The sequence below is a fragment of the Lentzea sp. NPDC058436 genome (assembly GCF_042721515.1).
Classification (GTDB): Bacteria; Actinomycetota; Actinomycetes; order Mycobacteriales; family Pseudonocardiaceae; genus Lentzea.
On sequence record NZ_JBHXLF010000007.1, the window covers coordinates 24,347 to 43,965 of the forward strand.

Genomic DNA, 19,619 nt, shown 5'->3' on the forward strand with positions numbered 1-19,619 from the left:
TCTAGCCCTAGTTACTGGTGAGTAACCACAGCGGTACCCCTGTTCTTTGCGTCACACACCTTGCGCACGATCAGGAACAGCGGCAACCCGACCGGGGCCAGGAGGATGGTGATCACCAGAACGGGTGCCATCACCAGCGGGTGGACGTCGAGGCGGCGTCCCTCCAGGTACATCCAGCGTCCGACGAACAGGTCCCACGCGAGCATGTGCGCCCACACCAGCGCGGTGCCGGCCGGTGTGGCCAGGTAGTCCGCCAGCGGGCCGATCTCGGGCCGGGTGACCAGTGGCAGCACCGTGGTCAGCTCCGGGACCAGCAACACGACGTAGATCAGGGCCGGTGGCAACACGATCAGGTACGACTCGGCGATCCTCTTCGTCCACGACCACTTCGGCGCGAGGATCATGAGCGCCCAGAACGGCGCGGCCACCAGGAACGTCAGGTCGAACAGCAGGGCGGTCATGCGGACACGAGCTCCTTCTTCGGTTCACGCGCCCACACCAGTCCCAGTGCGGTCGCGACGACGATTCCGGCCAGCGCGAGCAACGTCGTGCCGTCCGGCTGGACGAGGGACTGGCCGCGCAGCGCCTGCCAGGTCACGAGCAGGAAGATCCCCAGGAACGACGCGCTGGTGACCCAGGCGATCTTCGTGTTGGCGCGGGCGCCGAGCAGCGCGATGATCACCGGCAGCACCTGCAGCGCGTGCATGCCGACGAAGTGGCCGACCCGCAGGTCGCCGTGCTCGGTGCTCCACCCGGTGATCGCCATGTAGGCGCCGCCGTCGGCCGCGCCGATGGTGTGCGAGCCGAGGGTGTCGCCGTCGAGCGCCTGGCCGGGCTTCGGGCTGGTCATCAGGAACCCGACGCCGAGGCCCAGGAACGAGATCAGGAGCCCGAGCCGGATCGACCACGCGAGCGCCTTGTTCTCGAACTCGGTGCGCCACAACAGGATCGCGACGATCGCGTGGGTCACCCACAGCACGACGATGGTGGAGCCCATGATCGAGAACAGCGTCGTGTCGAGCGGCGTCTCGAAGTTGAAGTGGCTGCGCCGACCGCGGATGACCTGGCCGACGATCACGACCATCTCAAGGGCGCCCGCCGCCGCGAGGATGGTGCCCGCCCACCATCCGACGCGCTGGAACCTCTTCAGGTAGGTCAGCAGCCACGCCAGCGTGAACGCGTAGAGAGCGAGCGACACGGCGAACTTGAACGGCTTGAGCCAGATCGGCGAGTTGACCACCGTCCGGTCGTCGAGCAGCAGTCCGACGAGCGCGATCGGGATCAGGAGCACCATCAGTGATCCGAAGACCACTAACGGCCGGTGCCAGTTCTGCGCTGCCTTCAGCATTCGAGCCCCCTCGAACGAATGGATAGCGGCACTCTCCGCTATCGACAAACGGGAAGGTACACTATCCATATGCGTGTTGGCGAGCTTGCGAAGCGAAGCGGCGTCCCGGTGCCGACGATCAAGTACTACCTGCGTGAGGGACTGCTGCCCGCCGGCGTGCTGACCAGCCCGAACCAGGCCCACTACGACGAGGAGCACCTGCGCCGGCTCAAGCTGGTCCGCGCGCTCATGGAGGTGGGCGGCCTCTCGATCGCCACCGTGCGCGAGGTCCTGACCGCGATCGACACGCGCGACGAGTCGCTGCACCACAAGCTCGGCGCGGTGCAGGAGGCCATCAGCCAGCCCGGCCCGGCCGAGCTCGACCCGCTGGCGATCAAGGACGTCCAGGAGTTCTTCGGGCGCCACGGCCAGACCGAGTGCGTCGACGTGACCGAGTCCAACGTGACCCACATGCTCGCGGCGGCCCTGTCCGCGGCCCGCTCGCTCGGCCACAACGACTTCAGGGACCTCCTCGACCCCTACCTGGAGGGGCTGCGGATCATCGCGCAGGCCGACCTGGAGTACGTCGTCCGGCACACCTCGCCCGACGACGTCATCGAGGCGATGGTCGTCGGCACCCTCATGGGCGACACGGTCCTCAAGGCCGTCCGGCGGCTCGCCCACGCCCAGGTGTCTGGTGAGGTGCTCAGCGACCGGATCGTGCCTGGTGAGGGCGTCTGACCACCGTGACACCCTCTAACTGATATATCGGCCGACTGATATATCGGCGCGGGGGTGAAAGAGCGGGCGTCCTGCCGGACATGACCTGGGGTGGAGCAGGTGGACGTGGAACCGCGCCAGACGGGGTTCGAGGCCGTCGCGCAGGAGCTGATCGAGCCGCTGCGCCGGTACCTGGCGCGGCGGACCGACGCCGCGACCGCGGACGACGTGCTGTCCGAGACGCTGCTGGTCGCCTGGCGGCGCCGCGACGACATGCCGGCCGAACCGCTGGCCTGGGCGTACGCGGTGGCGCGCAACTGCCTCGCCAACGCGGAACGGTCGCGGCGCAGGCAGGACCGGCTGCTCGTGCGGATCTGGCAGCTCGCCAGACCGCCGGAGCACGCGCCGGCGCGCGACGACCCGGATCCGGGGCTGGCCGGAGCGCTCGCGCGGCTGTCCTCCGCGGACGCCGAGCTGGTGCGGCTCTGGGCGTGGGAGGAGCTCGGCCCCGCGGAGATCGCCCAGGTGGTCGGCATGAGCGCCAACGCCGTGAGCATCCGCCTGCACCGGGCACGCCGGAAGTTGAAGTCCCTGCTGGACGAGCAGGCGGAAGGAGAGCGGCCGTGACCGACGACGACCTGCGCGACCGGATGCGCCGCGCCGATCCGGCGCGCTCGTTGCGGCCCCTGCCGGAGGACGAGGCGCGGCGGCGCGTCGCCGGTGCCGCGCTCGACGTTCCCGTCGCGCCGAGATTCCCCTCGCGACGGCTGCCGCTGCTCGTCGGCGCCGCGGCCGTCATCGCGGTGGTCGCCGGAGCGTTGGTGCTGACCGGCGGGGACTCCGAGCGGGCACCGCGGCCGGACGTCGCGTTGCCGACGACGACGCAGCCCGGTCTGGAGAACGGGCACGGGCTGCCCGACACCAGCGGGGGACGGCCGGCGACCAGCGCTCAGCCGTCGCCCGGCACCAGCACGTCGCAGGCGCCGGCGACGACCACGACGTCGTCCAGCGGCCGCAAGACCACGATCGCCGTGCTCACGGCGGGGCCTGCCGACGGGGACGTCCGGTGCCGTCAGCCCGAGGCGGCGGTCCTCGCCGAGCAGGCGCAGATGGCGTTCGAGGCCACCGTCCTGCGGGTCGAGGGCGACGTCGTGACGCTCCAGGTGCATCGCGCCTGGACGGGGGAGGCCGACCTCGTCGAGGTCAGGAACACCACCGGCGCGCCCGTGCTGCTCGGGTTCGAACCCGAGACCGGCCGGAGGTACCTCGTCGCGGCGAGCGACCTCAAGGTGATGGGCTGCGGGTACAGCGGGATCGACGAACCGTCGTTGCGCGCGCTCTACGACGAGGCGTTCCCGAAGCGCTGAGACGGCGGGCGCCCGGTCCGGGCGCCCGCCGCACTCGCACTACTTCGTCAGGTAGGCGTTGACCACGGTCTGGGTGACCGACTCACCGCTCCTGCCGACGGCCGTGGCCCGCAGCGAGACGCTGCCGCCCCGGCCCGGGTTGATCACCAGCATCGAGTCGCCGACGACCAGTGTCCGCTGCCAGGTGCGGCCCTTGTCGTAGGACACCTGCGCGGACAGCGACTTCACCTTGCCCTGCACGGTCAGCGGGATCGGCTGGACCCGGTACGCGGGCAGCGTCCCGTCGAGGCCGAGCGCCGGCGTGAACCGGACCATCGGCAACGACAACTGCGTGACGGCCGGCGTCGTGGCCGAGTCGAAGCCCCACGTCGTGGTGACCGAGGTGCTGATCGCCGCGACGCCCGAGCGGTTCGCCGTGGTGGTCAGCTCGAACCGGCCGGGAGCCTGCGGCAGCGAGAAGAACGTCTCCAGGTCCAGCGGCCGGTCGGTCGAGTCGACCACCTTGCCGCCCTGCCGCAGCACCGTCGACCCCGAGTCCACGACCGAACCGCCGGAGCGGCCCTGCCCGTCGGCGAAGAACGGCAGGCTGCCGAAGAGGACGTCCCCGTCGCGGTAGAGGCCGACGCGGCGTTCATTGGTGAGCGCGGGGCCGAAGACTCCGGTGTTGAACGTCTTCTTGTAGGTGCGGCCCGGCTTGAACTGCTCGTCCTCCGCGGCCCAGTACGCCTCGGTGCCGGCGCTGCCGTCCTGCTCGAAGCGGAAGCCCCAGGTGTGCTTGGGCGAGTAGAGGTACATCTTCCTGGTGTGCGGCAGGGCGTGCCCGAACGCGACGCCGAACAGCGGGCTGTCCCCGACGGCGGCGCTGGCGAACAGGTAGCCGGTGCGGTCCGGCGCGGTGGTGCCCGACGCGGCCTCGATGGTCACGACGTCCTGGGACCTCAGCTGCTTGCGGTAGCCCGTCCAGAACTTCGTGAGCGTCGTGGACTGGTCGGCGAGGTGGAACTCGTCGCGGCCGGCGCCGGTGTAGGAGGCGACGAGCAGCTCGTTCATCTCGCCGGCCTTGCCCTCCGGACCGACGTGCGCGGTGCTGAGGAACTGCAGCGGCACGCCCAGCAGACCGAAGCCGTACTCCGTCACCGGCATCTTGTGGCCGACCCTGATGTACGAGTGGCGCTCCTCGGGGGTGCCACTCGGCCAGTCGACGTCGACGGGCTTGGCCTGCCGGGAGTCGAGCGTGATCGAGGTGTCGGCCTTGATGTCGATGTTCGTGCCGTTGAACCAGTTGTAGTTCGGGTTCGGCTGGTCCGGCGAGACCCACTGGCGGCCGGTCAGCAGGTAGCGGCCCTTCGGCACGCGCAGGGTCTCCAGGCCGGTGCCGAGACCGGCGAAACCGCCCTGCGCGTCCCCGGTGACACCCTGCAGCTCCGCCCGCCAGTCCGCGGCGGGCTTGCCGTCGCGGCCGATCGCCTTGATCGTGAGGGTGTAGCGCTCGTCCTCGCGCGTCACGGCCGCGGGGGTGACGACGGACTGGCCGCCGCCGCTCGCGTTGACGTACGCGCTGAACGCGCCGGACGCGTCGCCACCGATCTTGGTGTCAGTGGTGAGCGTGGTGGTGGCCGTGCCGTGCGCGGGCACGGTCAGAGTGGCGTCCTTGAGCGTGAAGAAGCCCTGCGGTGCCGCCGTGTCGAGCTTGAGCGCGAGCGTGACCGGCTGGTCGCCCTCGTTGCGGTAGACGACGTCGCGCGTCATCGGGACGTCGTCGTGGTGCGGCCACAACGCCGTGCCGAACGAGACGGAGTTCGAGGTGACGGTCTGCTTGATCGCCTTGGCGACGTCCGTACGGCCCGAGCCCTGCTCGAACGGGGTGTACGCGCCGGGCTTCGCGCTCGCCGTCAGCGCGGCCTTGATCTGCTCGCCGCGCCAGTCCGGGTGCACCTGGGCCAGGATCGCCGCGGCGCCCGCGACGTGCGGGGTCGCCATCGACGTGCCGCTCAGCGCGATGTAGCCGTCGGCGGGCTTGGGCCTGGTCTCGCCGAGCGCGCCCGCCGCGGCCGCACCGATCTCGACGCCGGGCGCGGTGATGTCGGGCTTGATCGCGCCGTCACCGTTGCGGGGACCGGTGCTGGAGAACGGCGCGAGCTTGTCGTCGCGGCCCACGGCACCGACGGTGAGCGCGGCGTCCGCGCTGCCGGGCGAACCGACGCTGTTCGGCCCCGCGTTGCCCGCCGCGATGACGAAGAGCGTGCCGGTCTCCTGCGAGAGCCTGTTGACCAGGATCTCCATCGGGTCGAGCAACGGGCTGTCGTCGCCGCCGAGGCTCATGTTGACGACGTCCGCCTGCTGCTCGACGGCCCACTCCATGCCCGCGAGGATCCCGGACTCGAAACCGGACCCGTCGTCCCCGAGCACCTTGCCGTCGAGAATGCGCGCGCCGGGAGCCACGCCCCTGAACTTCCCGCCCGACTTCGCCCCGGTGCCGGCGGCGATGGACGCGACGTGCGTGCCGTGCCCGACGCGGTCTTTGTTGTCAGGGGACTCGGTGAAGTTCTTCTCCGCGATCTCCTGCGTGGCGAGGTCGGGATGCGTGTTGTCGACACCGGTGTCCAGCACGGCGATCTTCACGCCGGTGCCGTCGAACCCGGCCTGCCACGCCTGCGGCGCGCCGATCTGGGCGGTGCTGCGGTCGAGCGCGGCCTTGCGGACGGCGTCCAGCCAGATCGTGGTCTTCGCCGCGCGGGCGTTCGTCAGCGACTTCCACACGTCCGGCGCGGTCTCGGCCGTCACCGTGACGGCGTCCACGCCGATGCGGCTGAACTGGCGTGCGTTGCGCAGGCCGGTGCCGCCCGAGACCAGCACGCCGAGACCCTTGCGCTTGGTGTACTCGGGCCTGCTGAGCAGCGCGAGGTCGAACAGGCGCTGGTCCAGCCTGCCCTCGGTGATCATCGCCTCGACGTCCTGAGGCACGGCGTAGAGGTGCTCGCCGTCCTCTCTTGTGGCGACCATGACGTGTTCACGGCCGGGCGCGGGCTTCCACTGCTTCGGCTTGCCCTTGGCGTCGGTCAGCACCTGGTCGCCGGTGATCAGGGTGATCCACTGCCCGGACGCCGGCTGGTCTGCGGGGGCGGCGGTCGCGGACGTAGTCGCTGCGGTGGTCGCAGATGTTGTCGCGGCGGCGGGGGTGGCGCCGCTCAGGGCTGTGGCCAACACGACGCCGGCCACGGCGAGGGGGAGGTTTCGCTTCAACGGAGGCCTCTCTGGGACGGACAACTCCTCGGCGGCATATGTCCGTCAGCCGGCCCCGATATTTCGCAATGGCAACTGTCAACAGTTCCGGCAGCGCTTCCGGGGTAGTGCAGTGCTTCCGGCGGTGCGTCTGGCAGTGCTTCCGACATCGCCGTTGGCACGCGGGTAGACGTGGATCATGACCACTCGTGTGCCCTGGGACACCGACGGCTACCTCGCGCTCGCCCGGCGCGCCTGCTTCGTCTGCGAACTCCTCGCCGGCAACCCGGACTACCCGCACCACGTCGCCCACCGGGACGACGTCGCGATCGTCTTCGCGAGTCGGTTCCCGTCGGTGACCGGGCACTTCCTCGTGGCGCCTGTCGAGCACCGCGAACACGTCGTCGCCGACTTCACGCCCGACGAGTACGCCGCTCTGCAACGGGTCGTGCACCGGGCGGGCAGCGCGTTGAGCGAACTGCTGCCCGTCGAACGGCTCTACGTCCTGTCGCTCGGCAGTCAGCAGGCCAACCGGCACGTCCACTGGCACCTCGCCCCGCTGCCGCCGGGCGTGCCCTACGAGGACCAGCAGATCGCCGTGTTCGAGGCTTCTCGCGGGCACCTCGAGTTGCCCGACGACGACGTCGCGGACCTCGCTCGCAGGCTCGGTGAGCGCATGGCCGACTGATATATCGGCCGATATATCAGTCCGCGTGTGGCGGGGTGAGGTGGAGCAGCCAGCGGACTTCGCCGTCGTGCACGTCGCCGGTGGCGGTGAGGCCGGCCGAGGCGGCGACGGCGGCGGACGCGTGGTGCTCGGGGTGGACGTGGGCGATCACGGTGCGGACTGACTGGGTGCCCAGCCACGTGACGAGGCCTCTGGCCGCCTCGCGGGCGATGCCCCTGCCCTGCCACGGGGTGCCGACGACCCAGGCGATCTCGGCGGTCCCGCCGTCGACGGTCGCCTGGACGGTGCCGGCGAGGCTGTTCTCGTCGCGCAGGCTGATCACCCAGTTCAGCCAGCGGACGGCGGGGTCGGGGGAGCCCGCCACCAGTCGTTCGTAGCGGGCTCGGAGTGCTTCGGCGGTGAGCGGGGCGCCGCCGGTGAAGGTGTGCAGGGCCGGGTCCGCGAGCACCTCGGCCATCTCCGCGGCGTGCCGGACGGCCAGCGGGACCAGGTCCAGGCGGTCGGTGCGGATCATCGCGGGCCGTGCTCCCAGGCGTGCAGGAACGCGGCGACGAGGGCGTTGGTGAACTCGCGGGTGACCGGGGCGCCGGTGACCAGGACGCGGTAGTAGATCGGGCCGACGAGCCGGTCGAGGGCCAGGTCGACGTCGAGGTCGGCGGGGAGGTCGCCGCGTTCGACGGCGCGGCGCAGGGGGAGGGCGTCGCGGGCGCGCTGGTGGCTGAGGTGGTCGTCGCGCAGGCGGGTGGCGAGCTGCGGGTCGTGCTGGGCCTGGCCGGTCAGGGCGCGGAACACGGCGCCGGGGTCCGACTCCGTCAGGAACTCGGCCAGGCGGGCCAGGTGGACGCGCAGGTCGGCGCCGAGGTCGCCGAGGTCCTCGGGGGTGAGGTGCTCGGCCATGTCCTCGGTGAACGCCTCCAGCAGGACGTCGACCTTGGACGGCCACCAGCGGTAGATCGTCTGCTTCGCGACGCCCGCCCGTGCGGCGATGCCCTCGATCGTCACGCCGGCGAAGCCGCGTTCGGCGAGGAGGTCGTCGGCCGCTTCGAGGACGGCCTGCCGGGCTTCCTCGCTGCGGCCGTGCCTGTTGCCCCGATGTGTACCGGTGCTGCTTGTGCCGGCCCTGCTGCTCGCCATCGCCCAACCTTAGTGTGATCTAGTCAAGACGCAACGTTGCGTCTAGTCTAGCCGCCATGGTGAACACATTGCGGGAGCCGCGGGTGCGAACGGTGCTCGACCGGCTGTTCGGTGCTGCCGACGGCGACGACGACACCTTCGGGGCGCTGGAGTGGGACGCGGTGCGGCAGGCCGGGCCGCAGGAACGAGCCGATCTGCTGGCCGGGGTCTACATGCCGATCTCGGCGCGTGGCGGGGACCTGCTCTACGCGCTGGTGCGGGCGAGCAGGCCGGAGACCGTCGTCGAGTTCGGCACGTCGTTCGGCATCTCGACGCTCTACCTCGCCGCGGCGGTCGCGGACAACGGCACAGGGCACGTGTACGGGACGGAGATGTCCGAGGTGAAGGTCGCCACGGCCAGGAAGAACCTCGACGAGGCGGGGCTCGGCGGCGTCGCGACGATCCTGCCCGGCGACGCGCGCCGCACGCTCGCGGACCTGAAGGGGCCGATCGGGCTGGTGCTGCTCGACGGGTGGAAGGACCTCTGCCTGCCGGTGCTGCGCGATCTCGAACCACGACTCGCTGACGGCGCGATCGTCGTCGCCGACGACATCGACCAGGACTCGATGGCCGGCTACCTCGCCTACGTGCGCGACCCGGCGAACGGGTACGTCAGCGTCGCGTTTCCCGTCGAGGACGGCATGGAGATCAGCTGCCGGGCGTGAGCACGGCAGCGCGGGGGAGCGCGGTCGACGTGGTGACGACGGCGCTCGGCGGCGCGCCGGGACTGTCCCGGCGCGAGTCGAGGCCGTCGTCCACCCTCAGAAAGTACTGATATATCGGATATCAGTTGTCGGGCGTGGGCGCTGATGCGGCCAGCGCCTTCGTCAGTGCTTCCAGCGTGAGGTCGATCTGCCACGACCGGGCCCCGCCGTCGCGCAGCACGGCGGCCACGGATTCGGGGGAGAGGTCGGCGGGCGGTTGCCAGCAGGTGCGACGCACCAGGTCGGGCAGCAGCAGGTTCTCCACCGGGAGGGTGTTGGCCTCGGCGATGGTCGCCAGCGCCGCGCGGGTCGCGGTCAGGCGTGCCGCGGCGTCCGGGTCCTTGTCCGCCCAGCGGTTGGGCGGCGGCGGGCCGTCGTGCTGGCCCGCGGGTTCCGGGAGCTCCGACTTGGTCAGCGCGCCCGCCTTGCGCAGGGCGTTCATCCACACGCCTGCCATGCGGCGCTGGGAACGGCCGCGGAAGACGGGCAGGGCGAGCAGCTCCGCCTCGTTGGCGGGGTTGCGGGCGGCGGCCTCCATCAGCGCGGAGTCCGGGAGGACTCGGCCGGGAGCGATGTCGCGTTCACGGGCCACGGTGTCGCGGGCTTCCCACAGGCCGCGCACGAGGGCCAGTTGCCGCTGGTTGCGCACGCGGTGGATACCCGATGTGCGCCGCCAGGGGTCGGTGCGGGGACGCGGCAAAGGCGCTGTCCGCACCGCCTCGAACTCTTCGAGCGCCCAGGCGAGCTTGCCCTGGCGCTCCAGTTCGGCTTCGAGAACGTCGCGCAGCTGCACGAGCAGCTCCACGTCGAGAGCGGCGTACGTCAGCCAATCGGCAGGAAGGGGCCGGCGCGACCAGTCGGCCGCGCCGTGCCCCTTCTCGAGCCTGTAACCGAGTAGCCGTTCCACCAGCGTGCCCAAGGCGACGCGTTCGAACCCAGCCAGCCTGCCCGCCAGCTCGGTGTCGAACAGCACGCCGGGACGGAGACCGAGTTCGGCGAGGCACGGCAGGTCCTGAGACGCCGCGTGCAACACCCACTCAGTGCCCTCCAACGCCTGCACCAGCGGGTCCATCCGACCGCCCAGGGCGATCGGGTCGACCAACCACGTGCCGGCGCCTTCCCGGCGCAGTTGCACCAGATAGGCACGCTGTGAGTAGCGATAGCCCGAGGCTCGCTCGGTGTCCACCGCGACCGGGCCCTTCGCCCCGGCGAGCGCGTCAGCGGCTCGCCGGAGCGCAGCTGGATCGGCGACCACTGGCGGGACCCCATCAGCAGGTTCCGTCAGCGGTACCGGTTCTGGTCCGGTTGGTGCGGTTGGCTCGTCGGCGGGTACATCCACAGCGGATGACCCTACGACGATCGCACCACTCACAGGTGTTCTCGGCCGGTTCAGTGCTTCAAACCGGTATCTAACGGATCACGCCGGCACGCATGGCCAGCGCGACCATCTGAGCGCGATCTCCTGTGCCCAGCTTCCGGCCGATCCGCGACAGGTGAGACTTCACCGTCAACGCGGACAGGCTCAGAGCCTCGCCGATCTCCTTGTTGCTCTGGCCATCGGCGACCAGCTGGAGCACCTCGACCTCACGCGCGGAGAGTTCCCGCGGCGTGTTGTCCGTGCCCGGCACCCGAGTACCCGCTGCGAGTACTGGTGCCACGCTCGGATCTGCGTAAACGCCGCCGTCGAGGACCCTGCGCACCCCGTCGGTGACCACCATCGGCGAGGCGGACTTCAGGAGGTACGCCTGGGCGCCCGCCTGGAAGGCCGACCTGACCGCGTAGGGGTCGTCGGAGGATGCGAGGACCACGATGCGGGGCCAGCCCTGGGCACGGAGTTCCGTGACCAGGTCGATGCCGGTGCCATCCGGCAGGCCCAGATCGAGGATCGCGAGGTCGCAAGGACCGGTTGCAAGTGCCCGCGCCCGAGCCTCTGCCACCGATGCGGCCTCATGCACTGTCCCGGCTCCCATTTGGGTGAGCCGAGCTGATATCGCCTCCCTCAGCAGTGGGTGGTCGTCGACCACCAGCACTGAAAAAAGCTCTTCCCGCGGGTGCGGGACCATGTTCGCCGGCAACGAGCCGGCTGGCGTGGTACGAACGGCCTGACCTAAGCCGACGGCAGCCACGTCACTACCTCCCTGGAGTCGGTCGTGCCCCCCGACCGGCACCGGAGACTTTCGTCCAATCAGCCGCGCCACTGATCGACCGAAAGTGGTGTCGTCTGGGGCAGCGTAGCCGCCCATGCGGGTCTACGGGACGATCAATCGGGTATCTATCCCTATTGAGTTGTGACAGATGGCCTCATGTGTCACACGATTGGATGACAACTGGATAGGGGGTGTAACGCGAGCACCTCTCAGAACGACATCTAGGAGTTGGTTGTGCCGAGCAGTTCAGGTCTCGAACGAGCGCGGGCTTTGCTGCAGCGTGTGCCCCTCGTCGACGGCCACAACGACCTGCCGTGGGCTCTCCGCGAGTTCGGTGAAGGAACGGGCGAGGACGTCTACTCGACGGCCGCCAAGATCGATCTGACGGAACGTCATCCCAGCCTGCACACGGACGTCGTGAAAATGCGCGAGGGCGGCCTGGGGATGCAGTTCTGGTCCGTCTGGATTCCCGGCAGGCTGGCAGGAGACGGAGCCGTCACCGCCGTCCTGGAGCAGGTCGAACTGGTCTACGAGCTGGCGGAGCGGTACTCCGAACACCTCGGCCTCGCGACCACCGCCGCCGAAGCTGAAAATGTTTTCGCCACCGGGCGTGTCGCGTCCCTCCTCGGCGCCGAGGGCGGACATTCCATCAACTCTTCACTCGGTGTTCTGCGCGCGTTGCGCCGCCTGGGCGTCCGCTACATGACACTGACCCACAACGACAACACCCCGTGGGCCGACAGCGCCACTGACCAGCCGGAACACGGAGGCTTGACCGAGTTCGGCCGCGACGTCGTGCGCGAGATGAACCGGATCGGCATGCTCGTCGACCTGAGCCACGTCGCGCCCAGCACGATGCACGACGCGCTCGACACCAGCGTCAAGCCCGTCATCTTCAGCCACTCGTCGTGCCGCAAGGTTGCGGACCACCCGCGCAACATTCCGGACGACGTGTTGATCAAGCTGAAGGCCAACGGCGGTGTGGCCATGATCACATTCGTTCCGGACTTCGTCTCACCTCGTGTCGCTGAATGGGACGCAGCCCTTCGTGAGGCCATGACGGAGGCCGGCGCGAGCCACGCCGACATGGACGAGCGCAGGACGTTCGCCGAGAAGTGGGCGGTCGGGAACCCGAAGCCGGCCGCGACGCTCGACGACGTCGTCCTGCACCTCGAGCACGCCCGCGAGGTCGTCGGCGTCGACCACCTCGGCATCGGCGGCGACTACGACGGCGTCCAGTCCCTCCCACAGGGCCTGGAGGACGTGTCGACCTACCCGAACCTCTTCGGCGCGCTGCTCGACGAGGGCTGGTCCGAGGACGACCTCGCGAAGCTCGCGGGCGCGAACGTCCTGCGGGTGCTCCGGGACGCCGACTGACCTATTACTAGGGCTGGCGCTGCCCGAAGAGGGTGACGCCGACCGGCGGCAGCCCCACGGCCGTCGCCATCAGCTCGTAGAACGCGGTGCCGTGCTCGGCGAGTTCCCCGTCGAGCGCGGTCCACGACGCGCGCAGCTCCAGGTCGTCGGTGCGCGCGGGACCCGCGATGTCGCCGAACCGGGCCGACGACGTCTGCGTCACGGTCCCGCCCAGGGCGGTGAACCCGGCGCCGGACTGCTCCAGCGCCTCGGTCAGCCACGACCACCCGACCTCGGGCAGCAGGGGATCCGACGCCAGCTCGTGGTCCAGCTCGACGCGCACGTACGCCACGACGCGCAGGACACCGCCCCACGCCTCGTCGCCGTCCGGGTCGTGCAGCAGCACGAGCCTTCCTGTCGACAGTTCGTCCGACGGGCCGGTGACCTCAGCCGTCAGCGCGTACGCCCACGGGGCGAGCCGCTGCGGTGGGCGAACTTCGGTGAGTTCGATCTCGGGCCTGTGGCGAACCGACTTGAGCGTCCCCACCGCCCGGCGGAAGATTTCCGGCTCGGTCACACAACTGACTGTATGCCTCGCAATCCGGCCGAGTGACGGCGGCACGCCGGGACGTGGGACCATGAAAGAGATATGAGCACTCAAGTTCCCCTCCTCGTGGCCGCAAGTGGCGGCACCCCGTCGCACACCCCTGTCTGGTTCATGAGGCAGGCGGGACGGTCGCTGCCCGAGTACCGGGCTCTCCGCCAGGGCACCGCGATGCTCGACGCGTGCATGGACCCGGAGATGGTCTGCGAGATCACCATGCAGCCGATCCGGCGGCACGGCGTCGACGGCGCGATCCTCTTCTCCGACATCGTCGTGCCGCTCAAGGCCGCCGGTGTCGACCTCGACATCGTCGCGGGCACCGGTCCCGTGGTCGCGAACCCGGTCCGCACGCTCGCGGACGTGCAGGCGCTGCCCGAGCTGCACGCCGAGCAGGTCCAGCCGGTCCAGGACGCGATCGGGTTGCTGCTGAAGGAACTCCCGGCCGAGGTCGCGCTGATCGGGTTCGCCGGAGCGCCGTTCACGCTGGCGAGCTACCTGGTCGAGGGCGGCCCGAGCAAGAACCACGAGCGCACCAAGGCGCTCATGCACGGCAACCCCGAGCTGTGGCACGCGCTGCTCGCCAAGATCGCCGACGTCACGGCCGCGTTCCTGCACGCGCAGCTCGACGCGGGCGTGCAGGCCGTGCAGCTGTTCGACTCGTGGGCGGGCGCGCTGTCCGAGCGCGACTACCGCGAGTTCGTCCTGCCGCACTCGACGCGCGTGCTGGAGACGATCAGCACCGTCCCGCGCATCCACTTCGGCGTCGGCACGGGCGAGCTGCTGCCCGCCATGCGCGAGGCCGGCGCGGACGTCGTCGGTGTCGACTGGCGAATTCCCCTCGACGTGGCGGTCGAGCGACTGGAGAAGGCGGCTCCCGAGCTGCCGAAGCCGGTCGTGCAGGGCAACCTCGACCCGGCGCTGTTCTTCGCGGGCTTCGAGGCCGTCGAACGCGAGGTGCGCCGCATCCACGCCGAGGGCAAGGCCGCCGCGGGCCACATCTTCAACCTCGGCCACGGCGTGCTGCCCGACACCGATCCGGAGATCATCACCCGGACCGTCGAACTGATCCACAGCTTGTAATGCACGCCAGAGCGCCGCACGTCGCTGTAGTCGGAGGCGGAGTCTCCGGCCTCGCCGCCGCACACCGGTTGCGCATGCTGCTCGGTCCCGACGCCAGGGTCACGGTGATCGAGCAGTCCGACCGGCTCGGCGGCAAGCTCCGCACGACCGAGCTCGCGGGTGTGCGGTTCGACGTGGGCGCGGAGGCGTTCCTGCACCGCAAGCCCGAGGCGCAGGAGCTGATCGCCGAGATCGGCCTGCAGGACCACGTCGTGCACCCGACGGACGCGAAGGCGAGCGTCCACGCGGCCGGGCGCACGCACCAGCTGCCGGCGCACACGTTCATGGGCGTTCCGGCGAGCGTCGAGACGGTGCGGCACATGCTGTCGTCCGAGGGCGCGCTGCGCGTCGAGATGGAACCGACGCTGCCGCCGGTCGAGCTCAGGGGCGGCGACGTCGCCGTCGGCACGCTGATGAAGGAGAGGTTCGGCCCGGAGGTCGCCGACCGCCTGGTCAGCCCGCTGCTGGGCGGTGTCTACGCGGGCCGCGCGGACGAGCTGGGCCTGCGCGCCACGATGCCGCAGATCGCGACGCTGCTGGACAAGGGCGTCGGCTCGCTGCTCGCGGCCGCCGCGACGATGATGCCCGCGCCGCCACAGCCCCGCGCCGCCCGTCCGCCGGTGTTCGCCAGCCTCGCGAACGGTGTGTCGTCGCTCGTCGACCGCCTCGCCGAGATCGCGCGGCCCGAGGTCCGGCTGGGCCTGCCGGTGCGCGTGCTGTCGTGGCTCGGCGACGGCTGGCGCCTGGAGATCGGCTCGGCCGCGACGCCGGAGTACCTGGAGTGCGACGGCGTCGTGCTCGCGGTCCCGGCGCCGTCCGCGCGCAAGCTGCTGCACGAGATCGCCCCGCAGGTGTCCGCCGCGTACGGCAAGGTCGAGGTCGCCTCGATGGCGGTCGTCGCGCTGGCGCTGCCGCCGGGCACGGAACTGCCGCGGCGCTCCGGGATCCTGATCGCGGAGGGGGAGCGGTACGGCGACCGCATCACCCCGTTCACCGCCAAGGCGTTCACGTTCTCCAGCCGCAAGTGGTCGCACTACGGCGAACCGGTCATCCTGCGCGGCTCGGTCGGCAGGCACGGCGAGACGGCGCTCCTGCAGCGCAGCGACGCCGACCTCGTCAAGGCCGTGCGCAACGACCTGCAGGAGTTGACCGGGATCAAGGCCGCGCCGATCGACTACGTGGTGCAGCGCTGGGGCGGAGGACTGCCGCAGTACGGCGTCGGGCACGGCGACCTGGTGGACACGATCGAACGCGGCATCGCCGACGTGCCGGGCCTCGCCGTCGCGGGCGCCACGCTGCACGGCGTCGGCGTTCCGGCCTGCATCGCGACCGCCGACGCGGCCGCCGCCCGTGTCGCAGCACACCTGCTGGGCCGCGTTCGCCGTTGAGGGCCGCGTGCCAAGATGGACGTATGGCGCGCCTGAACTACAACGAGCTCAACGACACCATCCGCTACACGATGTGGTCGGTGTTCCGGGTCGAACCCGGCAAGCTTCCGGACGACCGCTCGGCGGCCGCCAGCGAGACCCAGAACTACCTGGACGCGTTGGAGGGCAAGGGAGTCGTCGTCCGCGGCGTCTACGACGTGGCCGGTCTGCGCGCCGACGCCGACTTCATGATCTGGTGGCACGCCGAGGAGATCGAGCAGGTGCAGCAGGCCTACACGGGCTTCCGCCGCACGCCGCTCGGCAAGGTCTCCACGCCGGTCTGGTCGCAGGTCGCGCTGCACCGCCCGGCGGAGTTCAACCGCAGCCACATCCCCGCGTTCCTCGCGGGGGAGGAGGCGCGCAAGTACATCTGCGTCTACCCGTTCGTGCGGTCCTACGAGTGGTACCTGCTGCCGGAGGCCGACCGCCGCAAGATGCTGGCGGACCACGGCAAGGAGGCGCGCGACTACCCGGACGTGCGGGCGAACACCGTCGCGTCGTTCGCTCTCGGCGACTACGAGTGGCTGCTCGCGTTCGAGGCCGACGAACTGCACCGCATCGTCGACCTCATGCGGCACCTGCGCGGCACCGAGGCGCGGCTGCACGTGCGAGAGGAAATCCCCTTCTACACGGGCACCCGCGTCCCGGCGGCCGAGCTGGTTCTCAACCTGCCCTAGGGATCAGGATCCGACCTTGTAGGCCCGGATCACGGTCAGCTCGACCGTTCCACCCCTGGCGTCCGTCGCAGTGGCCTTCAGCGAAGTCCACTGCGCGTTCGCCGGGTTGTACACCAACGCGCTGTCGCCGACGACACCCGCGCGACGCCACGTCTTGCCGTCGTCGTGCGAGTACTGGACTCCGGTGACGCGCACCTTGCCCGCGTCGCCCTGCGTCTGCGTGAGCAACCCGATGCGCTGCAACGTGCCCGCGGGCACCGCGCCGTTCTCGTCGAGCCTCGGTTCGAAGCGCACGACCGACAGCGGCGGCGACTCGACCTCGCCCTCGACACCCTGGGACTTGAACGTCCACACCGCGGACACCTTGGTGCTGAACTCGAACTGCGAGCTCCGGTCGAGGCTCACCTCGGCGCGGAAGTCGCCCTGAGGCAGCGGCACGTTCGAGAACAGGCCACCCGGCGTCGTCGTCTCGCCGAGCAGCACGCCGTTGCGGTACAGGGCCGCCCTCGCGCTGTCCACAGTGGACGAACCGGTGCCGTGCGTGCCGTCGCTCGTCATCGGCGGGCTGACGTAGAGCTGCGAGCCGTACCGCTCGACGAACCCGTACGGCGACTCGGGCAGCCCCGGTGAGAACACCGGCCGGATCTCCCGTTCCTGATAGGTCTTGCCCGCCTTGTACTTGCGGATCCCCGAGGTGATGCGTTCCTGGGATCCGTTGGCGTGGCGCGTCATGACCGCCGACTGCCAGCGCACGTCCTCGGTCGACACGTAGTCGACCGAGGTGGCGCCGACGGCCACCGGGTAGAGCGCGGTGCCGCTGCTCACCCCGAGCGCGGTGACCGGCAGTTCGCCCTTCTGAGCGGTGCTGTCCGGCTTCAGGCCACCGATCGTGGACTCGACCCTGGCCAGGTCCTTCCTGGCCGGCGCCTTGTCCAGGCCGACCGGGAAGCCACCGGGAACCGGGTAGGCGAGCCGGTAGAACGTGTGCGGGTCGGCGGTGGTGTTGGCCTGGAGCATCGCGACCGAGGACAGGTCGGCGGGCGGCAGCGGTCCGCCGGCCTGGGCGACCGAGAGGCCCTCGAAGCCGCCGAACATGAACAGCGTGCCTCCCAGGCGGTCCTGTCCGTTCACCGAGCGGCGGAAGCTGATGACGCCCAGCGTGAAGTCACCGGTCTCCTCCGGCGCCTTCACCGACACCGGCCGGGCCTGGCGGGCGTCCTGCGTGATCGTCAGGTCGCGGGTGAGTTCCACGTTCGGCTGGTACAGCAGGTCGAGGCCGCGCTCGCCGTTGGTCAGGGAGGTCTCGACGAAGTACCTGCCCTTGGGCAGGCGCACCTTCAGGTCCCCCGCCCCGCCGACGGGCTTGAACACGCTGTTGTCCAGGCCGACGAGGAGCGAGAACGACTCGGCGGGGTCCGCGCCGTCGCGGCCGGTCGCGTCGATCGTGAGGGTGTAGCTCTCCACCTCGCGGTCGATGCCGACGAGCGTGCGGACGGTGTGCGTGCCGGACGTGGCGACGACCTCGCCCGAGTACGCGGCGTCCCGCGTGCCGACGCGGGTGTCCCCGGTGACGTTCACCGACGCGGTGCCCTTGGCCGGCACGGTGACCTTCGTGGCGCCCAGCGCGAACAGGCCCGCCGGGGCGGTCGTCTTCAGCGCGAGGTCGAGAGTGATCGCCGCGTCCGTCGGGTTGGAGTAGGAGATCGGCTTGGTGACCGGCTTGTCGTCGCCGTGAGGCCACTCCTGCAGACCCAGGTTGACGGTCACCGTGCCGGTCAGCACCTGGTCGATCGCCTTGGCGACGTTGATGCGGCCCGCGCCCTGGTCGAACGCGCTGAGGCCCTCGGTGGGCTTGGCCGAGGTCGCGAGCACCGACTTGAGCTGCGCCGGCGTCCACTCGGGGTGTTGCTGTTTGAGCAGCGCGGCGGCGCCCGCCACGTGCGGGGTCGCCATCGACGTGCCGCTGAACGCGACGTGGTCCGAGGAACCGGCCTTGGCGGCGACGATGTCGACACCCGGTGCGGTCACCTCGGGCTTGAGGCCGCTGTCTCCAACGCGAGGGCCTCTGCTGGAGAACGGGGCGATCTTGTCGTCGCGGTCGACGGCGCCGACCGTCAGGGCCGCGTCGGCCGAACCCGGTGAGCCCACCGAGCCCGGCGAGCCGGAGTTGCCCGCCGCGATGACGAACAACGTGCCGTACTGGGCCGTCAGGTCGTTGACCGCCTGCTCCAGCGGGTCGACCTCCGGCGAGTCCGTGCCGCCGAGGCTCATGTTGATGACCTGGGCGCCCTGCTCGGCGGCCCAGCGCATGCCGTCGAGGATCCAGGACTCCTGGCAGCCGAACTCGACGCAGACCTTCGCGTCGATCAGCTGCGCGCCCGGCGCGACACCGCCGTACTTCGCGTCGTGGCTCGCGACGGTCGACCCGACGTGCGTGCCGTGGCCGACGTTGTCGGTGTTGTCGGGGTCAGTGGTGAAGTTCTTCTCCGCGATCTGCTGACCTGCGAGGTCGGGGTGCTTCTCGTCGACGCCCGTGTCGACGATGGCGACCTTGATCCCCTTGCCGGTGATGCCCTTCTGGTGCGCGGCCGGCGCGCCGATCTGGGCGACGCTGCGGTCCAGGCTCGGCTTGCGGATGCCGTCGAGCCACACCTTCTCGCCCTGCTGGGCCGTGGACTTGAGCGCCGTCCAGTCGTTCGACGACCTGGCGCCGAGTCTCGCCCGGCCGTCCACGATCAACGGCATGCGGTCGCGGTAGCCGAACTCCAGCAACGTGGTGACGTCGAAGAGTCTGCGGTCGAGCCGGCCCGCCGCCAGGGGCTCGAAGGCGTCCTTCGGCACCACCATCTGGTGTCCGTCCGCGGTGCGGGCGGTCTTGAAGACCATCTTCTGGCGGCCCTCGCCGGGCTGGATCGCGACGACCTGCCGGTCGTGGCCCAGCAGGACCTTGTCACCCGTGACGAGCGTGACCTCGTCGACGGCCCTGCCGGGTGCGTTCGCCGGTGCCGCTGTGGCGACGGCCGGCGCCGCAGTCAGGGCGAGCGCCGCGACGGCGCCCAGCACTTTCGTTTTTCCGCGCATTCGAATC

18 protein-coding genes are annotated in these 19,619 nt (G+C 70.5%); 9 read left to right on the forward strand and 9 right to left on the reverse strand.

Annotation, left to right across the window (positions count from 1 at the left end):
* Positions 1-11: 11 nt before the first annotated feature.
* Together ACFWN2_RS25205 and ACFWN2_RS25210 are read right to left on the reverse strand one after the other, a co-directional pair.
* Positions 12-461 carry an ABA4-like family protein gene (locus tag ACFWN2_RS25205; RefSeq protein ID WP_382431249.1) on the reverse strand — a complete coding sequence of 150 codons (450 nt, stop codon included), beginning with the start codon at positions 459-461 and terminating at the stop codon, positions 12-14.
* On the reverse strand, positions 458-1,348 hold the full coding sequence (locus tag ACFWN2_RS25210; RefSeq protein ID WP_382431251.1) for a hypothetical protein: 891 nt from the start codon (positions 1,346-1,348) through the stop codon (positions 458-460). Before ACFWN2_RS25210 ends, ACFWN2_RS25205 begins: the two co-directional genes overlap by 4 nt.
* 69 nt (positions 1,349-1,417) lie before the next feature.
* Between ACFWN2_RS25210 and ACFWN2_RS25215 the strand changes: the two genes are divergently transcribed.
* From ACFWN2_RS25215 to ACFWN2_RS25225, 3 genes are all read left to right on the forward strand, one after another.
* Positions 1,418-2,068, forward strand: coding sequence for a MerR family transcriptional regulator (locus ACFWN2_RS25215; RefSeq protein WP_382431253.1), 651 nt, complete (start codon positions 1,418-1,420; stop codon positions 2,066-2,068).
* A 99-nt stretch (positions 2,069-2,167) separates the two neighbouring features.
* Positions 2,168-2,674: an RNA polymerase sigma factor gene (locus ACFWN2_RS25220; protein WP_382431255.1), complete on the forward strand. Its 507-nt coding sequence runs from the start codon at positions 2,168-2,170 to the stop codon at positions 2,672-2,674.
* A complete protein-coding gene (locus tag ACFWN2_RS25225) occupies positions 2,671-3,414 on the forward strand; it encodes a hypothetical protein (protein WP_382431257.1) in 744 nt (247 codons plus the stop codon). The genes ACFWN2_RS25220 and ACFWN2_RS25225 overlap by 4 nt, the downstream gene beginning before the upstream one ends.
* A gap of 39 nt (positions 3,415-3,453) precedes the next feature.
* On the opposite strand, the gene ACFWN2_RS25230 is transcribed toward ACFWN2_RS25225, so the two are convergent.
* Complete coding sequence (locus ACFWN2_RS25230; protein WP_382431259.1) at positions 3,454-6,657, reverse strand: S8 family serine peptidase; 3,204 nt, start codon at positions 6,655-6,657, stop codon at positions 3,454-3,456.
* 178 nt (positions 6,658-6,835) lie between these two features.
* On the opposite strand from ACFWN2_RS25230, the gene ACFWN2_RS25235 reads away from it, so the two are divergent.
* The gene (locus tag ACFWN2_RS25235) at positions 6,836-7,324 is read left to right on the forward strand and encodes an HIT family protein (RefSeq protein ID WP_382431261.1); all 489 of its coding nucleotides are present in this window, start codon (positions 6,836-6,838) and stop codon (positions 7,322-7,324) included.
* Positions 7,325-7,340: 16 nt separating this feature from the next.
* Here the strand turns inward: ACFWN2_RS25235 and ACFWN2_RS25240 are convergent, their stop codons facing one another.
* Positions 7,341-7,838: a GNAT family N-acetyltransferase gene (locus ACFWN2_RS25240; protein ID WP_382431263.1), complete on the reverse strand. Its 498-nt coding sequence runs from the start codon at positions 7,836-7,838 to the stop codon at positions 7,341-7,343.
* Entirely contained in the window at positions 7,835-8,458 is a 624-nt protein-coding gene (locus tag ACFWN2_RS25245) for a TetR/AcrR family transcriptional regulator (protein WP_382431265.1), read from the reverse strand. Before ACFWN2_RS25245 ends, ACFWN2_RS25240 begins: the two co-directional genes overlap by 4 nt.
* A gap of 56 nt (positions 8,459-8,514) precedes the next feature.
* Here ACFWN2_RS25245 and ACFWN2_RS25250 point away from each other — a divergent pair, with 56 nt between their 5' ends.
* Positions 8,515-9,162 carry an O-methyltransferase gene (locus ACFWN2_RS25250; protein ID WP_382431266.1) on the forward strand — a complete coding sequence of 216 codons (648 nt, stop codon included), beginning with the start codon at positions 8,515-8,517 and terminating at the stop codon, positions 9,160-9,162.
* A gap of 121 nt (positions 9,163-9,283) precedes the next feature.
* On the opposite strand, the gene ACFWN2_RS25255 is transcribed toward ACFWN2_RS25250, so the two are convergent.
* Together ACFWN2_RS25255 and ACFWN2_RS25260 are read right to left on the reverse strand one after the other, a co-directional pair.
* Positions 9,284-10,540: an HRDC domain-containing protein gene (locus tag ACFWN2_RS25255; protein ID WP_382431267.1), complete on the reverse strand. Its 1,257-nt coding sequence runs from the start codon at positions 10,538-10,540 to the stop codon at positions 9,284-9,286.
* A 70-nt stretch (positions 10,541-10,610) separates the two neighbouring features.
* Positions 10,611-11,264, reverse strand: a complete 654-nt coding sequence (locus tag ACFWN2_RS25260) for a response regulator transcription factor (protein WP_181320591.1) — start codon at positions 11,262-11,264, stop codon at positions 10,611-10,613.
* A gap of 318 nt (positions 11,265-11,582) precedes the next feature.
* Between ACFWN2_RS25260 and ACFWN2_RS25265 the strand changes: the two genes are divergently transcribed.
* Positions 11,583-12,725: a dipeptidase gene (locus ACFWN2_RS25265; protein ID WP_382431269.1), complete on the forward strand. Its 1,143-nt coding sequence runs from the start codon at positions 11,583-11,585 to the stop codon at positions 12,723-12,725.
* A gap of 7 nt (positions 12,726-12,732) precedes the next feature.
* Here ACFWN2_RS25265 and ACFWN2_RS25270 read toward each other — a convergent pair whose 3' ends face one another.
* Entirely contained in the window at positions 12,733-13,281 is a 549-nt protein-coding gene (locus ACFWN2_RS25270; RefSeq protein WP_229905701.1) for a DUF3000 domain-containing protein, read from the reverse strand.
* A gap of 72 nt (positions 13,282-13,353) precedes the next feature.
* Between ACFWN2_RS25270 and hemE the strand changes: the two genes are divergently transcribed.
* Genes hemE through hemQ form a run of 3 tightly spaced genes read left to right on the forward strand, consistent with a single transcriptional unit; the run spans position 13,354 to position 16,531 of the window.
* The gene (hemE, locus tag ACFWN2_RS25275) at positions 13,354-14,388 is read left to right on the forward strand and encodes a uroporphyrinogen decarboxylase (protein WP_382431271.1); all 1,035 of its coding nucleotides are present in this window, start codon (positions 13,354-13,356) and stop codon (positions 14,386-14,388) included.
* Entirely contained in the window at positions 14,388-15,815 is a 1,428-nt protein-coding gene (gene hemG, locus ACFWN2_RS25280; protein ID WP_382431273.1) for a protoporphyrinogen oxidase, read from the forward strand. The genes hemE and hemG overlap by 1 nt, the downstream gene beginning before the upstream one ends.
* Before the next feature lie 23 nt (positions 15,816-15,838).
* Positions 15,839-16,531 (forward strand): hydrogen peroxide-dependent heme synthase, encoded by a 693-nt coding sequence (hemQ, locus tag ACFWN2_RS25285; RefSeq protein ID WP_382431275.1) that lies wholly within the window; start codon positions 15,839-15,841, stop codon positions 16,529-16,531.
* Positions 16,532-16,534: 3 nt separating this feature from the next.
* Here the strand turns inward: hemQ and ACFWN2_RS25290 are convergent, their stop codons facing one another.
* Positions 16,535-19,612 carry a S8 family serine peptidase gene (locus ACFWN2_RS25290; protein WP_382431277.1) on the reverse strand — a complete coding sequence of 1,026 codons (3,078 nt, stop codon included), beginning with the start codon at positions 19,610-19,612 and terminating at the stop codon, positions 16,535-16,537.
* Positions 19,613-19,619: the final 7 nt, after the last annotated feature.